We start from the raw sequence: 14,354 nt of genomic DNA, 5'->3' as shown, positions 1-14,354 counted from the left end.
AGCGAAGGCGTCCTGACGCTCGATACCAGGCTCAGGGGCTCATTCGCCGCCAAGTCGGCTCCTACAAGAGTTGGGCAAAATTCGTACAAGTCAGATTGATTTGATTCTCAATATCATTTAATAATGAAAATCATTATTCAATGAGCCCAGGTCATGAGTTCTGCCTTGCACGAGCAGCCCTACCTCGAAAGCTGGCGCTGGATGAGTCGCCAGATCCGTTGCGCACTGGAACCGGACGAACCGCGTCTGATCGAGCATTACCTCGCCGAGGGCCGCTACCTGGCGTGCTGCACCGCGATGTCGGCCTGGACCGTCGCTGAAACCTCCTTCCGTTTGTTGATCGATACCGCTACCGATACTGCGCTGCCCTGGCACTGGCGCAGCCTGTGCCTGGATCAGGCCTGGCGGCCATTGCGTGACATGGAGCGGTTGTCTTTGTGCAAGTGCCGGCTCAAGCGCTGGCAAAGCCATGCCTGGCAACTGGCGACCTGCTCGCTGTTGCCTTCCATTCCTCTGATTGAACTGGTGCAAGGATTTCCCGATGAGTAATACCCGTATCGAACGAGACAGCATGGGCGAACTGCAGGTCCCGGAGCAGGCCTTGTATGGCGCGCAGACTCAGCGCGCGGTGGATAACTTTCCCATCAGCGGGCAACGCATGCCGGCAGCCTTCATTCGTGCCCTGATTCTGGCCAAGGCTGCAGCGGCCGAGGCCAACGTCGAGCTTGGGCAGCTCAGCGCATCCCAGGGCAAGGCCATTGTCGATGCCGCCCAGGGCTTGCTGGAGGGTGACTTCATGCAGCACTTCCCGGTGGATATCTTCCAGACCGGCTCCGGTACCAGTTCCAACATGAACGCCAACGAAGTGCTGGCGACCTTGGCCAGCCGCCTGATGGGCGAGCCGGTCAATCCCAATGACCACGTCAACTGTGGTCAGAGCAGCAACGACATCATTCCCACCACCATTCACGTCAGCGCAGCCCTGACCCTGCATGAGCAACTGCTGCCGGCACTGGTGCATCTGGTGGAGGTCATCGAGCGCAAGGCGGTGCAGGTACATCCCTTCATCAAGACCGGTCGTACCCACCTGATGGATGCCATGCCGGTGCGAATGAGCCAGGTGCTGGACGGTTGGGCGCAGCAGCTCAAGGCCAATATTGCTCACTTGCAGGACCTGCTACCGAGCCTGCAGGCCCTGGCTCAGGGCGGCACCGCCGTGGGTACTGGAATCAACGCTCACCCCGAGTTCGCTGCGCGCTTCAGCCGGCAGTTGAGCAAGCTGACCCAGGTGCAGTTCACCCCGGGCAAGAACCTGTTCGCCCTGATCGGCTCACAGGACACGGCGGTCACGGTGTCCGGCCAGCTCAAGGCCACTGCGGTGTCGTTGATGAAGATCGCCAACGACCTGCGCTGGATGAACTCCGGTCCACTGGCGGGGCTTGGCGAGATCGAGCTGGAGGGGCTGCAGCCGGGCTCGTCGATCATGCCGGGCAAGGTCAATCCGGTGATTCCGGAAGCCGTGGCGATGGTCGCGGCCCAAGTCATTGGCAACGACAGCACCATCACCGTGGCCGGGCAATCGGGCAACTTCGAGCTCAACGTAATGCTGCCGATCATTGCCCAGAACCTGCTCGGTAGCATTGAACTGCTGGCCAACTCCAGTCGCCTGTTGGCGGACAAGGCCATTGCCAGCTTCAAGGTCAACGAGCCCAAGCTCAAGGAAGCACTGTCACGCAACCCGATCCTGGTGACTGCTCTGAACCCGATCATTGGGTATCAGAAGGCCGCTGAAATTGCCAAGACTGCCTACAGGCAAGGTCGCCCGGTGATCGACGTGGCACTTGAACTCACTGATCTGCCACGCAGCCAGCTTGAGGTCCTGCTGGACCCGGAAAAACTCACCGCAGGCGGCGTTTAACTCCCAACACCGCTTTGGAGGCTCACCATGGAGCACTGGAAACGCACGATCGAAAGGGCCAATCGCCTCTTTATGCAGGGCGAACTGGTGGATGCTCGCGAGTTCTACCTGCAGGCACTGGCCTTGGCGCAGGTGTTGTTCGAGCGCTGGGGGGATGCTGACGAGGCGGTGGCAGCCTGTGTGATTTCCCATCACAACCTGGCGGACCTGCATTTGCGCCTGAACCAGCCGGAGGAGAGCGCAGAGTACCTCTGCGCGATCCACCAGCGCCTGCTGCAGACCATGCAGGACAGCCGCCTCAGCCCGGCCTTGCGCGAGGCGGCTTTGCGCCAGAGCAGCAAGACCTACGTCGAACTGCTGAATTTCATCGGTGATCACGGTGAATACCCCCGTACTCATCGTTTGCTGGACAGCAACGTCGCGGGCCTGTCAGCCGACAGCCCGCTAGCCGACAGCCCCTCTTACGGAGCCCATTGATATGTCCTTTACCTTGCCTGCACTGCCTTATGCCTACGACGCCCTGGAGCCGCACATCGATGCGCAGACCATGGAGATTCACTACAGCAAGCACCACCAGACCTACATCAACAATCTCAATGCCGCTGTAGAAGGCACTGAATGGGCGGGCTGGGAAGTCGAAAAACTGGTGGCCAGCGTCCAGCAACTGCCGGAAAAACTTCGGGCCGCGGTGATCAACCAAGGGGGTGGCCACGCCAACCATTCGCTGTTCTGGGCGGTGATGACCCCGGCCGGCGGCGGTAAGCCCGAGGGTGCCCTGGCTCAGGCAATCGAGCAGCAGCTGGGTGGTTTCGAGCGCTTCAAGGAGGCGTTCACTAAGGCTGCGCTGACCCGTTTCGGCAGTGGCTGGGCCTGGCTCAGCGTGACTCCGGAGAAAAAGCTGCTGGTGGAAAGCAGCGGTAACCAGGACAGCCCGCTGATGAATGGCAACACGCCGATTCTCGGTCTGGACGTGTGGGAGCACGCCTACTACCTGCGTTATCAGAACCGTCGGCCGGAATACATCAATGCGTTCTACAACGTGATCAATTGGCCGGAAGTCGCTCAACGCTATCAGGCCGCGATGGCCTGATACCTCCATTCATAACAAGACCTAAGGCCGACTATGGGCACTGAAACACTGGCGATCAGCAGCGGACGGATGTTTCGTTATGCCTTCGGTTCGCTGTTGCTGTTGGCGGGCACTGCGCTGCTGGTGGCTCAAGGGCTGAGCTGGCTGGATCTGGAGCCAAGGTTGTTGCGCGCCTTGCAGGGTGGGTCGCTTTGCGCACTGGGCACGGCACTGGGGGCGGTCCCGGTGCTGGTGATCCGCAGAATGCCGATGGCCGTGAGCGATACGTTGCTGGGTTTTGGCGCTGGGGTGATGCTGGCGGCGACGGCGTTTTCGCTGATCGTTCCCGGTATTGCCGCTGCTCAAGACTTGGGCTTGTCTGCCTGGGGCTCCAGTGGCCTGGTTTGCGCCGGCATCATGCTGGGGGCTTTTGGCTTGTTCCTGGTGGATCGCAAGGTGTCGGGAGCCAGCCCTGAAGTGCTGGTAGGTACGGCGGAGCGTCCGGTGATTGCGCCACGCATCTGGCTGTTTGTCTTCGCCATCATTGCCCACAACATTCCGGAAGGCATGGCGGTGGGGGTGTCGGCAGGGGGCGGCATGGCGGACGCGGACAGCTTGGCCATGGGGATTGCCCTGCAGGATGTACCGGAGGGGCTGGTGATCGCTCTGGTGCTGGCGGGGGCGGGGATGTCGCGGGTCAGGGCATTTCTGATTGGCGCCGCTTCAGGCTTGGTAGAGCCGGTCTTTGCCTTGCTCTGTGCCTGGTTGGTCAGTCTGGCGCAGGTGCTGCTGCCGCTGGGGTTGGCCTTGGCGGCGGGAGCCATGTTGCTGGTGGTGACTCACGAAGTGATTCCCGAGTCCCGCCGCAATGGTCACGAAAAGCTCGCCAGCCTCGGATTGTGCATCGGCTTTTGCCTGATGATGGTGATGGACACGGCGCTTGCCTGAGGGCCGTTTGGCGAGTGGCCCGCAGGGGCTTACTCGCCCTCGTCGAAGTAGTTGTTGATCAATGCCACCAGCGCATTCAGCGCTTCCTGTTCCTGCTCGCCTTCGGTCTTCAGATGGATCTTGGTGCCCTTGCCTGCGGCGAGCATCATCATGGCCATGATGCTTTTGCCGTCCACCATTGACTCCGGGCTCCTGCCGGCGCGGATCTGGCAGGGGAACTGTCCCGCTACACCGACGAATTTGGCTGAAGCGCGGGCGTGCAAACCCAGTTTGTTGATGATCTCGATTTCCAGAGCTGGCATCGCGGGGTAGATCCTTTCAGCTAAGGTCGCGGTGGCGAACCTGGACGTTCTTCAGGGTTTTTTGCAACACCTTGCCCAGGCGCTCGGTCAGGTACACGGAGCGGTGATGTCCGCCGGTGCAGCCAATGGCAATGGTCACGTAGGCGCGGTTGCTGGCAGCGAAGCGTGGCAGCCACTTGAGCAGATAGCTTTCGATGTCCTGGAACATTTCTTCGACATCGGGCTGTGCGGCCAGGTATTCGGCCACGGGAGCGTCCAGACCGGATTGGGCGCGCAGTTCGGGCTTCCAGTACGGATTGGGCAGGCAGCGCACGTCGAACACCAGGTCGGCGTCCACCGGCATGCCGCGCTTGAAACCGAAAGACTCCACCAGGAACGCGGTCCCGGGTTCGGGTTGGTTCAGCAGGCGCAGCTTGATGGTGTCCCGCAATTGGTAGAGGTTCAGATTGGTGGTGTTGACCTTGAGGTCGGCCAGATCGACGATCGGCCCCAGCAGTTGAGTCTCATCGTGGATGGCTTCAGCAAGCGAGCGATTGGCACTGCTCAGCGGGTGGCGCCGCCGGGTTTCCGAGAAGCGCTTGAGCAGGGTTTCCTCATCGGCGTCCAGATAGAGCACGTCGCACTGGATATGCCGGCTGCGCACTTCTTCCAGCAACTCGGGGAAGCGCGACAGATGGCTGGGCAGGTTTCGGGCGTCGATGGAAACCGCTACCAGAGGTTGTGCCAGTTCCGTGTGAATCAACGCGCGCTCGGCCAGCTCGGGCAGCAAGCCGGCGGGAAGGTTGTCGATGCAGTAGTAGCCGTGGTCCTCAAGAACATCGAGGGCGGTGCTTTTACCTGAGCCGGAGCGGCCGCTGACAATGATCAAGCGCATGGTTACTGACCGTTTTGCTCGTCCAGGACAACCTGATACAAGGCTTCATTGCTGGTGGCACTGCGCAGCCGGTCACGGACTTCCTTGCGATCGAGCATGCTGGCGATCTGCCGGAGCAGTTCCAGGTGTGCGTCGGTGGCGGCTTCCGGAACCAGGAGGACGAACAGCAGATCCACGGGGGCACCGTCGATGGCGTCGAAATCGATCGGAGCGTCCAGGTGCATCAATGCACTGATAGGCGACTCACAGCCTTTGAGGCGGCAGTGGGGAATGGCGATGCCGTTGCCAAAACCGGTGGAACCGAGTTTTTCACGGGCGATCAGGCTCTCGAAGACATCCTGCATCTCCAGATCAGGCACTTCGCGGCTGATCAGGTTGGCAATTTGTTCGAGGGCGCGTTTTTTACTGCCGCCCGGCACGTTCACCAGGGAACGGCCGGGGGTCAGGATACTTTCAAGTCGGATCATGGGAGGGGAGTGTTAGCGACCCGTGCCTTGGAGAAGGTGGAGTTGCTTTTCCTTATGCTTTTTCAGTTGGCGGTCAAGCTTGTCCGTGAGCAGGTCAATTGCGGCATACATATCGTCATGTTCTGCATTGGCGACGACCTCCCCACCGTGGATGTGCAGGGTGGCTTCGATTTTCTGTTTCAGCTTCTCGACAGCCATGGTGACCTGCACATTGGTAATCTTGTCGAAGTGCCGCTCCAGCCGGTCGAGTTTCTCGCCGATGTAAGCGCGCAGAGGTTCAGTCACTTCGAGTTGGTGTCCACTGATGTTGACTTGCATACAGCTTCTCCTTCGTTGCCAGTGCATAACGCGACAGGCTGGGTTGCCTGCCACCTAGACCGCGTTTGAAACCGACTTTCGGCCTGTTTCAAACACACTCTGAAACGCTGTGGCCAGCCCTGCGGCTACATCAACCGCTTCCGTTCGCTGGAAGGCGCGATCCCAAGGGATTCGCGGTACTTGGCGACGGTACGACGGGCTACCTGAATGCCTTGTGCCTCCAGTAAACCAGCGATCTTGCTGTCACTCAACGGCTTTTTCTGATTTTCCGCAGCCACCAGTTTTTTGATGATCGCGCGGATCGCCGTGGACGAGCATTCGCCGCCTTCGGAGGTGCTGACGTGGCTGGAGAAAAAGTATTTCAGTTCATATATGCCCCGGGGGGTATGCATGAATTTTTGCGTGGTTACACGGGAAATGGTCGATTCGTGCATGCCCACAGCTTCAGCGATGTCATGCAGAACCAGAGGTTTCATGGCTTCGTCGCCGTACTCCAGGAAGCCTCGTTGGTGCTCAACGATCTGAGTGGCGACTTTCATCAGGGTTTCGTTGCGACTCTGCAGGCTCTTGATGAACCAGCGAGCTTCCTGCAACTGATTGCGCATGAAAGTGTTGTCGGCACTGGTGTCGGCGCGGCGAACAAAGCCGGCGTACTGTGCGTTGACCCGCAGGCGTGGCACCGATTCCTGATTCAGCTCCACCAGCCAGCGCTCGTTGTCCTTGCGCACGATGACGTCCGGTACTACGTACTCGGCTTCGCTGGATTCGATCTGTGAGCCCGGGCGCGGATTGAGGCTCTGCACCAGCTCGATGACTTGACGCAGTTCGTCTTCCTTGAGCTTCATGCGGCGCATCAGCTGGCTGTAGTCGCGACTGCCCAGGAGGTCGATGTAGTCACTGACCAGGCGCTGGGCTTCGCTCAGCCAGGGAGTTTTCGCTGGCAGTTGGCGCAGTTGCAGCAGCAGGCATTCACCCAGGTTGCGGGCGCCGATGCCGGCCGGCTCGAACTGCTGGATGCGGTGCAGGACGGCTTCGATCTCGTCCAGCTCGATGTCCAGCTCCGGATCGAAGGCCTCGAGAATCTCCTCAAGGGTTTCGTCCAGGTAACCCTGATTGTTGATGCAATCGATCAGGGTCACGGCAATCAGGCGATCGGTATCCGACATTGGCGCCAGGTTCAGTTGCCAGAGCAGGTGGCTTTGCAGGCTCTCGCCGGCCGATGTGCGAGTGGTGAAGTCCCATTCATCGTCATCGCTGCTGGGCAGGCTGCTGGCGCTGGTCTGGTAGACGTCTTCCCACGCGGTGTCCACCGGTAGCTCGTTGGGGATGCGTTCGTTCCATTCGCCTTCCTCGAGGTTGTCCACCGTGGGGGCGGTTTCCTGGTAGGAGGGTTCCTGAATCTCGGTGTTGGGTTTGGACTCGGTGTTGTCGGCCAAGGGGTCGCTGTTGTCGAAGTCTTCGCCATCTTCCTGGCGTTCGAGCATCGGGTTGGACTCCAGGGCCTCCTGGATTTCCTGTTGCAGGTCCAGGGTCGACAATTGGAGCAGGCGGATGGCCTGTTGCAGCTGCGGTGTCATCGTCAGCTGCTGGCCCATTCTCAGGACTAGCGATGGTTTCATGGCAGGGGCTTAACACCTTATTTGCCGGCGCACATGCGCCATCCACTACAGGGCGCCGGAGCGCCAAACATAAGCAAATTATATGCCTGAAACTGAAGTGTTTGCCTAGAGCGCTGTAACAATAAAATCAGTAGGGATTTATTGTTCCTGGCGCTCTGGCATCTAGCCCGACACCTCAGCCTTTACAGGCGGAACTCATGGCCCAGGTAGACTTCCTTGACCAATTCGTTGGCCAGGATGGTCTCGGAGTCGCCTTCGGCAATCAGTTGCCCGTCATTGACGATATAGGCGGTTTCACAGATGTCCAGGGTTTCGCGGACATTGTGGTCGGTGATCAGCACCCCGATGCCCTTGGCCTTCAGGTGATGGATGATCTGCTTGATATCGCCGACCGAGATCGGGTCCACGCCGGCGAAGGGTTCGTCCAGCAGGATGAACTTGGGCGCGGTGGCCAGGGCGCGGGCGATTTCCACGCGACGGCGCTCACCACCGGACAGGCTCATGCCGAGGTTGTCGCGGATATGGTTGATGTGGAACTCCTGCAGCAGGCTTTCCAGTTCCTGGCGACGGCCGGCCTTGTCGAGTTCCTTGCGGGTCTCGAGGATGGCCATGATGTTGTCGGCCACCGACAGCTTGCGGAAGATCGAGGCTTCCTGTGGCAGGTAGCCGATGCCGGCGCGGGCGCGACCGTGCATCGGTTGGTGGCTGACATCCAGGTCGTCGATCAGGACGCGACCCTGATCGGCCTGGACCAGGCCGACGATCATGTAGAAACAGGTGGTCTTGCCGGCGCCGTTGGGGCCGAGCAGGCCGACGATCTGGCCGCTGTCGATGGACAGGCTGACGTCACGCACGACCTGACGGCTCTTGTAGCTCTTGGCCAGGTGCTGAGCTTTCAGAGTTGCCATTACTGGGCCTTTTGCTCGTCGGTTTTCTTTTTCGGCTGGATGACCATGTCGATCCGCGGACGTGGCGCGGTGACCGAGCTGCCATTGGCGCGACCGGCGTTAGCCACTTGCTTGACGGTGTCGTAGACGATCTTCTCGCCTTCGGTGGTGTTGCCGTCGTTGATGACCTTGGCTTTGTCGATCAGCACGATGCGATTCTGCTGAGCGTGGTACTGGATGGTCACAGCGTAGGCCTGAACCGGTTTCGGGTCGGTCTGCTTCTGCAGTTGCTCGAAGTAGGCGAGGTTGCCCACCGACGTCACTACGTCGATTTCGCCGCTCTGGGCTCGGGTGATGGTCACGGTGTTGCCAGTGATCTTCATCGAACCCTGGGTGATGATCACATCGCCCTTGTAGGTGGCTACGCCGTTCTTGTCGTCCAACTGGGCGTCGTCGGCCTGGATGCGGATTGGCTGTTGGCTATCGTTCGGCAGAGCCCAGGCGCTCACGCTTCCCAGTGCTGCGCCCAGACTGAGCAAAATAGGGAGGGTTTTAACGAGCCTCATACTGTCCTCTTACGTTCGATAGCAGGTTCATCCTGCCGTCTTTCAAATACGCTTTCATTCCCTTGGCCGTAGTCACGCCGCCGGCGCCGTCGATTCTAACGGCTTGCTCGGTCTGCGCATATTGCTTCTGCGGGAATACTGTCATGCGGCTGGTGGTGATCAGCAGGTTGCGGTTGCGCTCATCAGTGCGGGAAACCCGTACCGAATCGATCAGCTCGACCTCGGTGCCGTCCGGATTGACTTCGCCGCGCTCGCTCTGGACGTGCCAGGGGAAAGTGGTGCCGCGGTACATCTGCAGGTCCGGCTTGGTCAGCAGCGTCACTTCGCTGGCCTTGACGTGCTCCACTTTGTCCGAGGTCATTTCGTACTGCAGCTTGCCGTCAGGCAGGTACTGCACGCTGCGGGCGTTGATCACGTAATAGTCGATGGCGTTGTCGTCGACCTGCACTACCGGCTTGTCTAGGAAGCGCTCAGGGCTGATGTTCCAGTAACCGACCGCCGCGAACAGCAGGGCGATGATCCCGAATATCAGGATGTTGCGAATCTTTTTACTCAGCATGGGAGGGCTCTATAAATAAGCGGCGTTGGCTGCTTCAAGGCGGTCCTGGGCTTGCAGGATCAGCTCGCAGAACTCGCGGGCAGCGCCTTCGCCACCGCGGGCTACAGTAATGCCATGGGCGTGTTCGCGGACAAAGCCGGCTGCGTTGGCCACCGCCATGCCCAGGCCGACACGGCGGATCACCGGCAGGTCGGGCAGGTCGTCGCCCAGATAGGCGACCTGTTCATAGCTTAGGCCTAGTTGGGCAAGAAGTTCGTCCAGCACCACCAGCTTGTCTTCACGACCCTGGTACAGGTGGGGAATCCCCAGGTTCTTGGCCCGGCGCTCCACCACGGGGGTCTTGCGCCCGCTGATGATCGCCGTTTGCACCCCGGCGGCCATGAGCATCTTGATGCCTTGGCCGTCGAGGGTATTGAACGTCTTGAACTCGCTGCCGTCCTCAAGGAAGTACAGGCGACCGTCGGTCAGTACGCCGTCGACGTCGAAAACCGCCAGCTTGATGTTTTTACCGCGTTGCAGCAGGTCGGCACTCATTACATCACTCCCGCGCGCAGCAGATCGTGCATGTTCAAGGCACCGATCGGCCGGTCTTCCTTGTCCACCACCACCAGGGCGCTGATTTTATGGTCTTCCATGATCTTCAGGGCTTCGGCTGCCAGCATATCGGCGCGTGCCGTCTTGCCGTGAGGAGTCATGACCGAGTCGATGGTGGCGTGATGAATATCGATGGCGCGATCCAGGGTGCGGCGCAAGTCGCCGTCGGTGAAGATCCCGGCCAGGCGGCCATCGGCCTCCAGGATCACGGTCATGCCCAGGCCCTTGCGGGTCATCTCCATGAGCGCGTCCTTGAGCAGGGTGCCCCTTTGCACCTGCGGCAACTCGGTGCCTTCATGCATCACATTCTCCACCTTGAGCAGCAGACGGCGGCCCAGGGCGCCTCCGGGATGGGAGAAAGCGAAGTCTTCGGCGGTGAACCCGCGAGCTTCCAGCAGGGCCACGGCCAGGGCATCGCCCATGACCAGGGCGGCAGTGGTCGAGGAGGTCGGCGCCAGGTTCAGCGGGCAGGCCTCGTGTTCGACATGCACATTGAGGTTGACGTCGGCGGCCTTGGCCAGCGGCGAGTCAGGGTTGCCGGTCAGGCTGATCAACTGGATGCCCAGGCGCTTGATCAAGGGCAGCAGGGTGACGATTTCGTTGGTGGAGCCGGAGTTGGAGAGGGCCAGGATCACGTCGTCGCGAGTGATCATGCCCATGTCGCCATGACTGGCTTCAGCCGGGTGGACAAAGAAAGCCGTGGTGCCGGTGCTGGCCAGGGTGGCGGCGATCTTGTTGCCGACGTGCCCGGACTTGCCCATGCCGACCACTACCACGCGGCCTTTACTGGCCAGAATCATCTCGCAAGCGCGTACGAAATCTGCATCGATATGGGGCAGCAAGCCTTCTACGGCCTGAAGTTCGAGGCGGATGGTGCGTTGTGCTGATTGAATCAGGTCGCTGGATTGGCTCATGTCTGAAATCGTATAGCCCGATGAAAAGGCGGCGATTATAGCGGTAATGAACAAATCCCTCACGCAAGTTCGTCAGCCTTTATCTGGCCGGTATTAGGATTCCTCCGATTTTGCCTGTCTTGGACCTGAACGTTCACGGCTTCGGCCTTGGGGGCTCCGTATCAGCAGTGATATAGTTCGCCGCCAGTTCGGCCTGCCCAGGGGCACGTACTCCCGGCAGGGAGCCAAGCGTCCGAGTGATAGGCTGCATCGCAAGGAGTTTAGATGAGTGCCGATAACGCCTACGCGGTCGAGCTGAAGGGACTGTCCTTCAAGCGCGGTACGCGCAGCATTTTCAATAACGTGGATATCCGTATTCCGCGGGGCAAGGTCACCGGCATCATGGGGCCTTCAGGCTGCGGAAAAACCACCCTGTTGCGCTTGATGGGCATGCAATTGCGGCCCAGCAGCGGCGAAGTGTGGGTCAACGGCCAGAATCTGCCGACCCTCTCGCGCAGCGATCTGTTCGATGCACGCAAGCAAATGGGCGTTCTGTTCCAGAGCGGTGCGCTGTTCACCGACCTGGACGTGTTCGAGAACGTGGCCTTTCCGCTGCGGGTACATACCGAGCTGCCGGACGAAATGATTCGTGACATCGTGCTGCTCAAGCTACAGGCGGTGGGCCTGCGCGGTGCCGTCGACCTGATGCCTGACGAGCTGTCCGGCGGCATGAAGCGTCGGGTCGCCCTGGCCCGGGCCATCGCCCTGGACCCTCAGATTCTCATGTACGACGAGCCTTTCGTGGGCCAGGACCCGATTGCCATGGGCGTCCTGGTGCGCTTGATTCGCCTGCTCAACGATGCCCTGGGCATTACCAGTATCGTTGTGTCCCACGATCTTGCGGAAACCGCGAGCATTGCCGATTACCTCTATGTGGTCGGCGATGGCCAGGTATTGGGGCAGGGAACTCCTGACGAACTGATGGACTCCGACAATCCGCGTATCCGTCAATTCATGAAGGGCGATCCCGACGGCCCAGTGCCGTTTCACTTTCCAGCGACGGACTACCGCGCAGATCTTCTGGGGAAGCGCTGATGCGCAAAATATCGCTAATCGAGAGGGTTCGCCTCTTCGGTCGCTCGGGCATCGATGTCCTGGCGGTACTGGGGCGCTCCACGCTGTTCCTGTTTCATGCGTTGCTGGGGCGCGGCGGCATTGGCGGCAGTTTTGGCCTGCTGGTCAAGCAACTGCATTCGGTGGGCGTGATGTCCCTGGTGATCATCGTCGTGTCCGGGATCTTCATCGGCATGGTGTTGGCGCTGCAGGGCTTCAACATTCTGTCCAGCTACGGTTCGGAGCAGGCCGTCGGGCAAATGGTTGCCCTGACCTTGCTGCGGGAGTTGGGGCCGGTGGTGACTGCGTTGCTGTTCGCCGGTCGTGCCGGGTCGGCGCTGACCGCGGAAATCGGCAACATGAAGTCCACCGAGCAACTCTCCAGCCTGGAGATGATCGGGGTCGATCCACTCAAGTACATCATTGCGCCGCGCTTGTGGGCCGGCTTCATTTCCCTGCCGTTGCTGGCGATGATTTTCAGCGTGGTGGGAATCTGGGGCGGTTCCTGGGTGGCTGTCGACTGGCTGGGCGTCTATGACGGTTCCTACTGGGCGAACATGCAGAACAGCGTGACCTTCACCGGTGACGTGCTCAACGGTGTGATCAAAAGTATTGTTTTTGCGTTTGTAGTGACCTGGATCGCCGTATTCCAAGGCTACGACTGTGAGCCCACTTCAGAGGGGATCAGCCGTGCCACTACCAAGACCGTGGTGTATGCCTCGTTGGCCGTACTCGGCTTGGACTTTATTCTGACCGCCTTGATGTTTGGAGATTTCTGATGCAAAACCGCACCCTGGAAATCGGTGTCGGCCTTTTTCTGCTGGCCGGCATCCTGGCTTTGCTGTTGCTTGCCCTGCGGGTCAGTGGCTTGTCTCCGACTGCGAGCACCGATACCTATAAACTTTACGCCTACTTCGACAATATCGCCGGTTTGACGGTCAGAGCTAAGGTGACCATGGCCGGTGTGACCATCGGCAAGGTTACAGCGATCGATCTGGACCGTGACAGCTTCACCGGCCGGGTGACGATGCAACTGGAAAAGCGTGTGGATAATCTGCCGACCGACTCCACTGCATCTATCCTGACGGCTGGCCTGTTGGGTGAGAAGTACATCGGTATCAGCGTGGGCGGGGAAGAAGCCTTGCTCAAGGATGGTGGAACCATCCACGACACCCAGTCGTCGCTGGTGCTGGAGGACCTGATCGGTAAATTCCTGCTCAATACCGTTAGCAAAGACGCCAAATGAGGAGTTTTTCGATGATCTCTATCTTGCGACGTGGCTTGTTGGTCCTGCTGGCGGCCCTGCCGTTGCTGGCCAATGCGGCAAGCACGCCTTCCGCGCATGATCTGGTGCAGGATACGACCACCCGTCTGCTGGCGGATCTGGCGGCCAATAAAGAGAAGTACAAGCAAAGCCCGAACGACTTCTACAACGCCTTGAACGGTATTGTCGGTCCGGTGGTGGACGCCGATGGCATCTCCCGCAGCATCATGACCGTGAAGTATTCGCGCAAGGCCACTCCGGAGCAGATGGCGCGCTTCCAGGAAAACTTCAAGCGCAGCCTCATGCAGTTCTATGGCAATGCCTTGCTGGAGTACAACAACCAGGGCATCACTGTTTCTCCGGCCAAGGATGAAAGCGGTACCCGTACCAGCGTGGATATGCAGGTCAAGGGCAACAACGGCGCGATCTACCCGGTGTCCTACACCCTGGAGAAGATCAACGACGAGTGGAAAGTGCGTAACGTGATTATCAACGGCATCAATATCGGCAAGCTGTTCCGTGATCAGTTCGCCGATGCCATGCAGCGTAACGGCAACAACCTGGACAAGACCATCGACGGCTGGGCCGGCGAAGTGGCCAAGGCCAAGGAAGTGACCGAAGACGCCGCAGATAAGGTTGCGCAATGAGCGAGTCCGCCGTACGCCTCGGGGACGCCGGGGAGTTGCTGATCAGCGGTGTGCTGGATTACCGCAGCGGCCCGGGTCTGCGCAAGCAGGGCCAGGCATTGATCAAGTCGAGCAGCGCTGCGGCGTTGGTGCTGGATTGCTCGGCGGTGGAAAAGTCCAGCAGTGTCGGCCTGGCCCTGCTGCTGGCCTTCATGCGTGATGCCCAGGACCTGGGCAAGGCAGTGAGTGTTCGTGCCTTGCCCGAAGACATGCGAGAAATTGCCGAAGTATCCGGGGTCACCGAGATCCTTCTCCATCCGTAGTAACCCACATCTAT

20 protein-coding genes are annotated in these 14,354 nt (G+C 59.9%); 10 read left to right on the top strand and 10 right to left on the bottom strand.

Annotation, left to right across the window (positions count from 1 at the left end; genetic code table 11):
- Window positions 1-153 precede the first annotated feature (153 nt).
- The 5 genes from Q8O96_RS13940 to Q8O96_RS13920 are packed head-to-tail and all read left to right on the top strand — an operon-like array spanning window position 154 to window position 3,935.
- Complete coding sequence (locus tag Q8O96_RS13940) at window positions 154-549, top strand: FagA protein (protein ID WP_102861146.1); 396 nt, start codon at window positions 154-156, stop codon at window positions 547-549.
- Window positions 542-1,918, top strand: a complete 1,377-nt coding sequence (locus Q8O96_RS13935) for an aspartate ammonia-lyase (protein WP_305948963.1) — start codon at window positions 542-544, stop codon at window positions 1,916-1,918. Before Q8O96_RS13940 ends, Q8O96_RS13935 begins: the two co-directional genes overlap by 8 nt.
- A 27-nt stretch (window positions 1,919-1,945) precedes the next feature.
- Window positions 1,946-2,395, top strand: a complete 450-nt coding sequence (locus Q8O96_RS13930; RefSeq protein ID WP_102861148.1) for a hypothetical protein — start codon at window positions 1,946-1,948, stop codon at window positions 2,393-2,395.
- Between the two features lies 1 nt (window position 2,396).
- On the top strand, window positions 2,397-3,008 hold the full coding sequence (locus Q8O96_RS13925) for a superoxide dismutase (protein ID WP_102861149.1): 612 nt from the start codon (window positions 2,397-2,399) through the stop codon (window positions 3,006-3,008).
- A 33-nt stretch (window positions 3,009-3,041) separates the two neighbouring features.
- The gene (locus tag Q8O96_RS13920; RefSeq protein WP_207815829.1) at window positions 3,042-3,935 is read left to right on the top strand and encodes a ZIP family metal transporter; all 894 of its coding nucleotides are present in this window, start codon (window positions 3,042-3,044) and stop codon (window positions 3,933-3,935) included.
- A 29-nt stretch (window positions 3,936-3,964) separates the two neighbouring features.
- Here Q8O96_RS13920 and Q8O96_RS13915 read toward each other — a convergent pair whose 3' ends face one another.
- From Q8O96_RS13915 to Q8O96_RS13870, 10 genes are all read right to left on the bottom strand, one after another.
- The gene (locus Q8O96_RS13915) at window positions 3,965-4,237 is read right to left on the bottom strand and encodes an HPr family phosphocarrier protein (protein ID WP_041115979.1); all 273 of its coding nucleotides are present in this window, start codon (window positions 4,235-4,237) and stop codon (window positions 3,965-3,967) included.
- A gap of 16 nt (window positions 4,238-4,253) precedes the next feature.
- The gene (gene rapZ / locus Q8O96_RS13910) at window positions 4,254-5,111 is read right to left on the bottom strand and encodes an RNase adapter RapZ (RefSeq protein WP_016966640.1); all 858 of its coding nucleotides are present in this window, start codon (window positions 5,109-5,111) and stop codon (window positions 4,254-4,256) included.
- 2 nt (window positions 5,112-5,113) lie between these two features.
- Window positions 5,114-5,578, bottom strand: a complete 465-nt coding sequence (gene ptsN / locus Q8O96_RS13905) for a PTS IIA-like nitrogen regulatory protein PtsN (protein WP_011059267.1) — start codon at window positions 5,576-5,578, stop codon at window positions 5,114-5,116.
- 12 nt (window positions 5,579-5,590) lie between these two features.
- A complete protein-coding gene (gene hpf / locus Q8O96_RS13900; protein WP_016966642.1) occupies window positions 5,591-5,896 on the bottom strand; it encodes a ribosome hibernation-promoting factor, HPF/YfiA family in 306 nt (101 codons plus the stop codon).
- Window positions 5,897-6,021: 125 nt separating this feature from the next.
- Window positions 6,022-7,515 carry an RNA polymerase factor sigma-54 gene (locus Q8O96_RS13895; RefSeq protein WP_102861151.1) on the bottom strand — a complete coding sequence of 498 codons (1,494 nt, stop codon included), beginning with the start codon at window positions 7,513-7,515 and terminating at the stop codon, window positions 6,022-6,024.
- Between the two features lie 182 nt (window positions 7,516-7,697).
- Window positions 7,698-8,423 carry an LPS export ABC transporter ATP-binding protein gene (lptB, locus tag Q8O96_RS13890; protein WP_011059270.1) on the bottom strand — a complete coding sequence of 242 codons (726 nt, stop codon included), beginning with the start codon at window positions 8,421-8,423 and terminating at the stop codon, window positions 7,698-7,700.
- Window positions 8,423-8,968, bottom strand: a complete 546-nt coding sequence (lptA, locus tag Q8O96_RS13885) for a lipopolysaccharide transport periplasmic protein LptA (RefSeq protein WP_102861152.1) — start codon at window positions 8,966-8,968, stop codon at window positions 8,423-8,425. Before lptA ends, lptB begins: the two co-directional genes overlap by 1 nt.
- Entirely contained in the window at window positions 8,955-9,527 is a 573-nt protein-coding gene (lptC, locus tag Q8O96_RS13880) for an LPS export ABC transporter periplasmic protein LptC (RefSeq protein ID WP_102861153.1), read from the bottom strand. Before lptC ends, lptA begins: the two co-directional genes overlap by 14 nt.
- A gap of 9 nt (window positions 9,528-9,536) precedes the next feature.
- On the bottom strand, window positions 9,537-10,061 hold the full coding sequence (locus tag Q8O96_RS13875) for an HAD family hydrolase (RefSeq protein WP_102861154.1): 525 nt from the start codon (window positions 10,059-10,061) through the stop codon (window positions 9,537-9,539).
- Window positions 10,061-11,035, bottom strand: a complete 975-nt coding sequence (locus Q8O96_RS13870; protein ID WP_102861155.1) for a KpsF/GutQ family sugar-phosphate isomerase — start codon at window positions 11,033-11,035, stop codon at window positions 10,061-10,063. The genes Q8O96_RS13875 and Q8O96_RS13870 overlap by 1 nt, the downstream gene beginning before the upstream one ends.
- Before the next feature lie 264 nt (window positions 11,036-11,299).
- Here Q8O96_RS13870 and Q8O96_RS13865 point away from each other — a divergent pair, with 264 nt between their 5' ends.
- Genes Q8O96_RS13865 through Q8O96_RS13845 form a run of 5 tightly spaced genes read left to right on the top strand, consistent with a single transcriptional unit; the run spans window position 11,300 to window position 14,340 of the window.
- A complete protein-coding gene (locus Q8O96_RS13865; RefSeq protein ID WP_102861156.1) occupies window positions 11,300-12,109 on the top strand; it encodes an ATP-binding cassette domain-containing protein in 810 nt (269 codons plus the stop codon).
- Window positions 12,109-12,906 (top strand): lipid asymmetry maintenance ABC transporter permease subunit MlaE, encoded by a 798-nt coding sequence (gene mlaE / locus Q8O96_RS13860; RefSeq protein WP_102861157.1) that lies wholly within the window; start codon window positions 12,109-12,111, stop codon window positions 12,904-12,906. The genes Q8O96_RS13865 and mlaE overlap by 1 nt, the downstream gene beginning before the upstream one ends.
- Window positions 12,906-13,373: an outer membrane lipid asymmetry maintenance protein MlaD gene (mlaD, locus tag Q8O96_RS13855; protein ID WP_011059277.1), complete on the top strand. Its 468-nt coding sequence runs from the start codon at window positions 12,906-12,908 to the stop codon at window positions 13,371-13,373. Before mlaE ends, mlaD begins: the two co-directional genes overlap by 1 nt.
- An 11-nt stretch (window positions 13,374-13,384) precedes the next feature.
- Window positions 13,385-14,038, top strand: coding sequence for a phospholipid-binding protein MlaC (locus Q8O96_RS13850; protein ID WP_102861158.1), 654 nt, complete (start codon window positions 13,385-13,387; stop codon window positions 14,036-14,038).
- Complete coding sequence (locus Q8O96_RS13845) at window positions 14,035-14,340, top strand: lipid asymmetry maintenance protein MlaB (protein ID WP_102861159.1); 306 nt, start codon at window positions 14,035-14,037, stop codon at window positions 14,338-14,340. Before Q8O96_RS13850 ends, Q8O96_RS13845 begins: the two co-directional genes overlap by 4 nt.
- The last annotated feature ends 14 nt before the right edge of the window (window positions 14,341-14,354 follow it).

Origin of the sequence: Pseudomonas sp. LPH60, assembly GCF_030718165.1 — a bacterium.
Lineage (GTDB): Bacteria > Pseudomonadota > Gammaproteobacteria > Pseudomonadales > Pseudomonadaceae > Aquipseudomonas > Aquipseudomonas danubii.
Note: the sequence above shows the minus strand (reverse complement) of the source record. Positions and strands in the feature narration are given on the sequence as shown.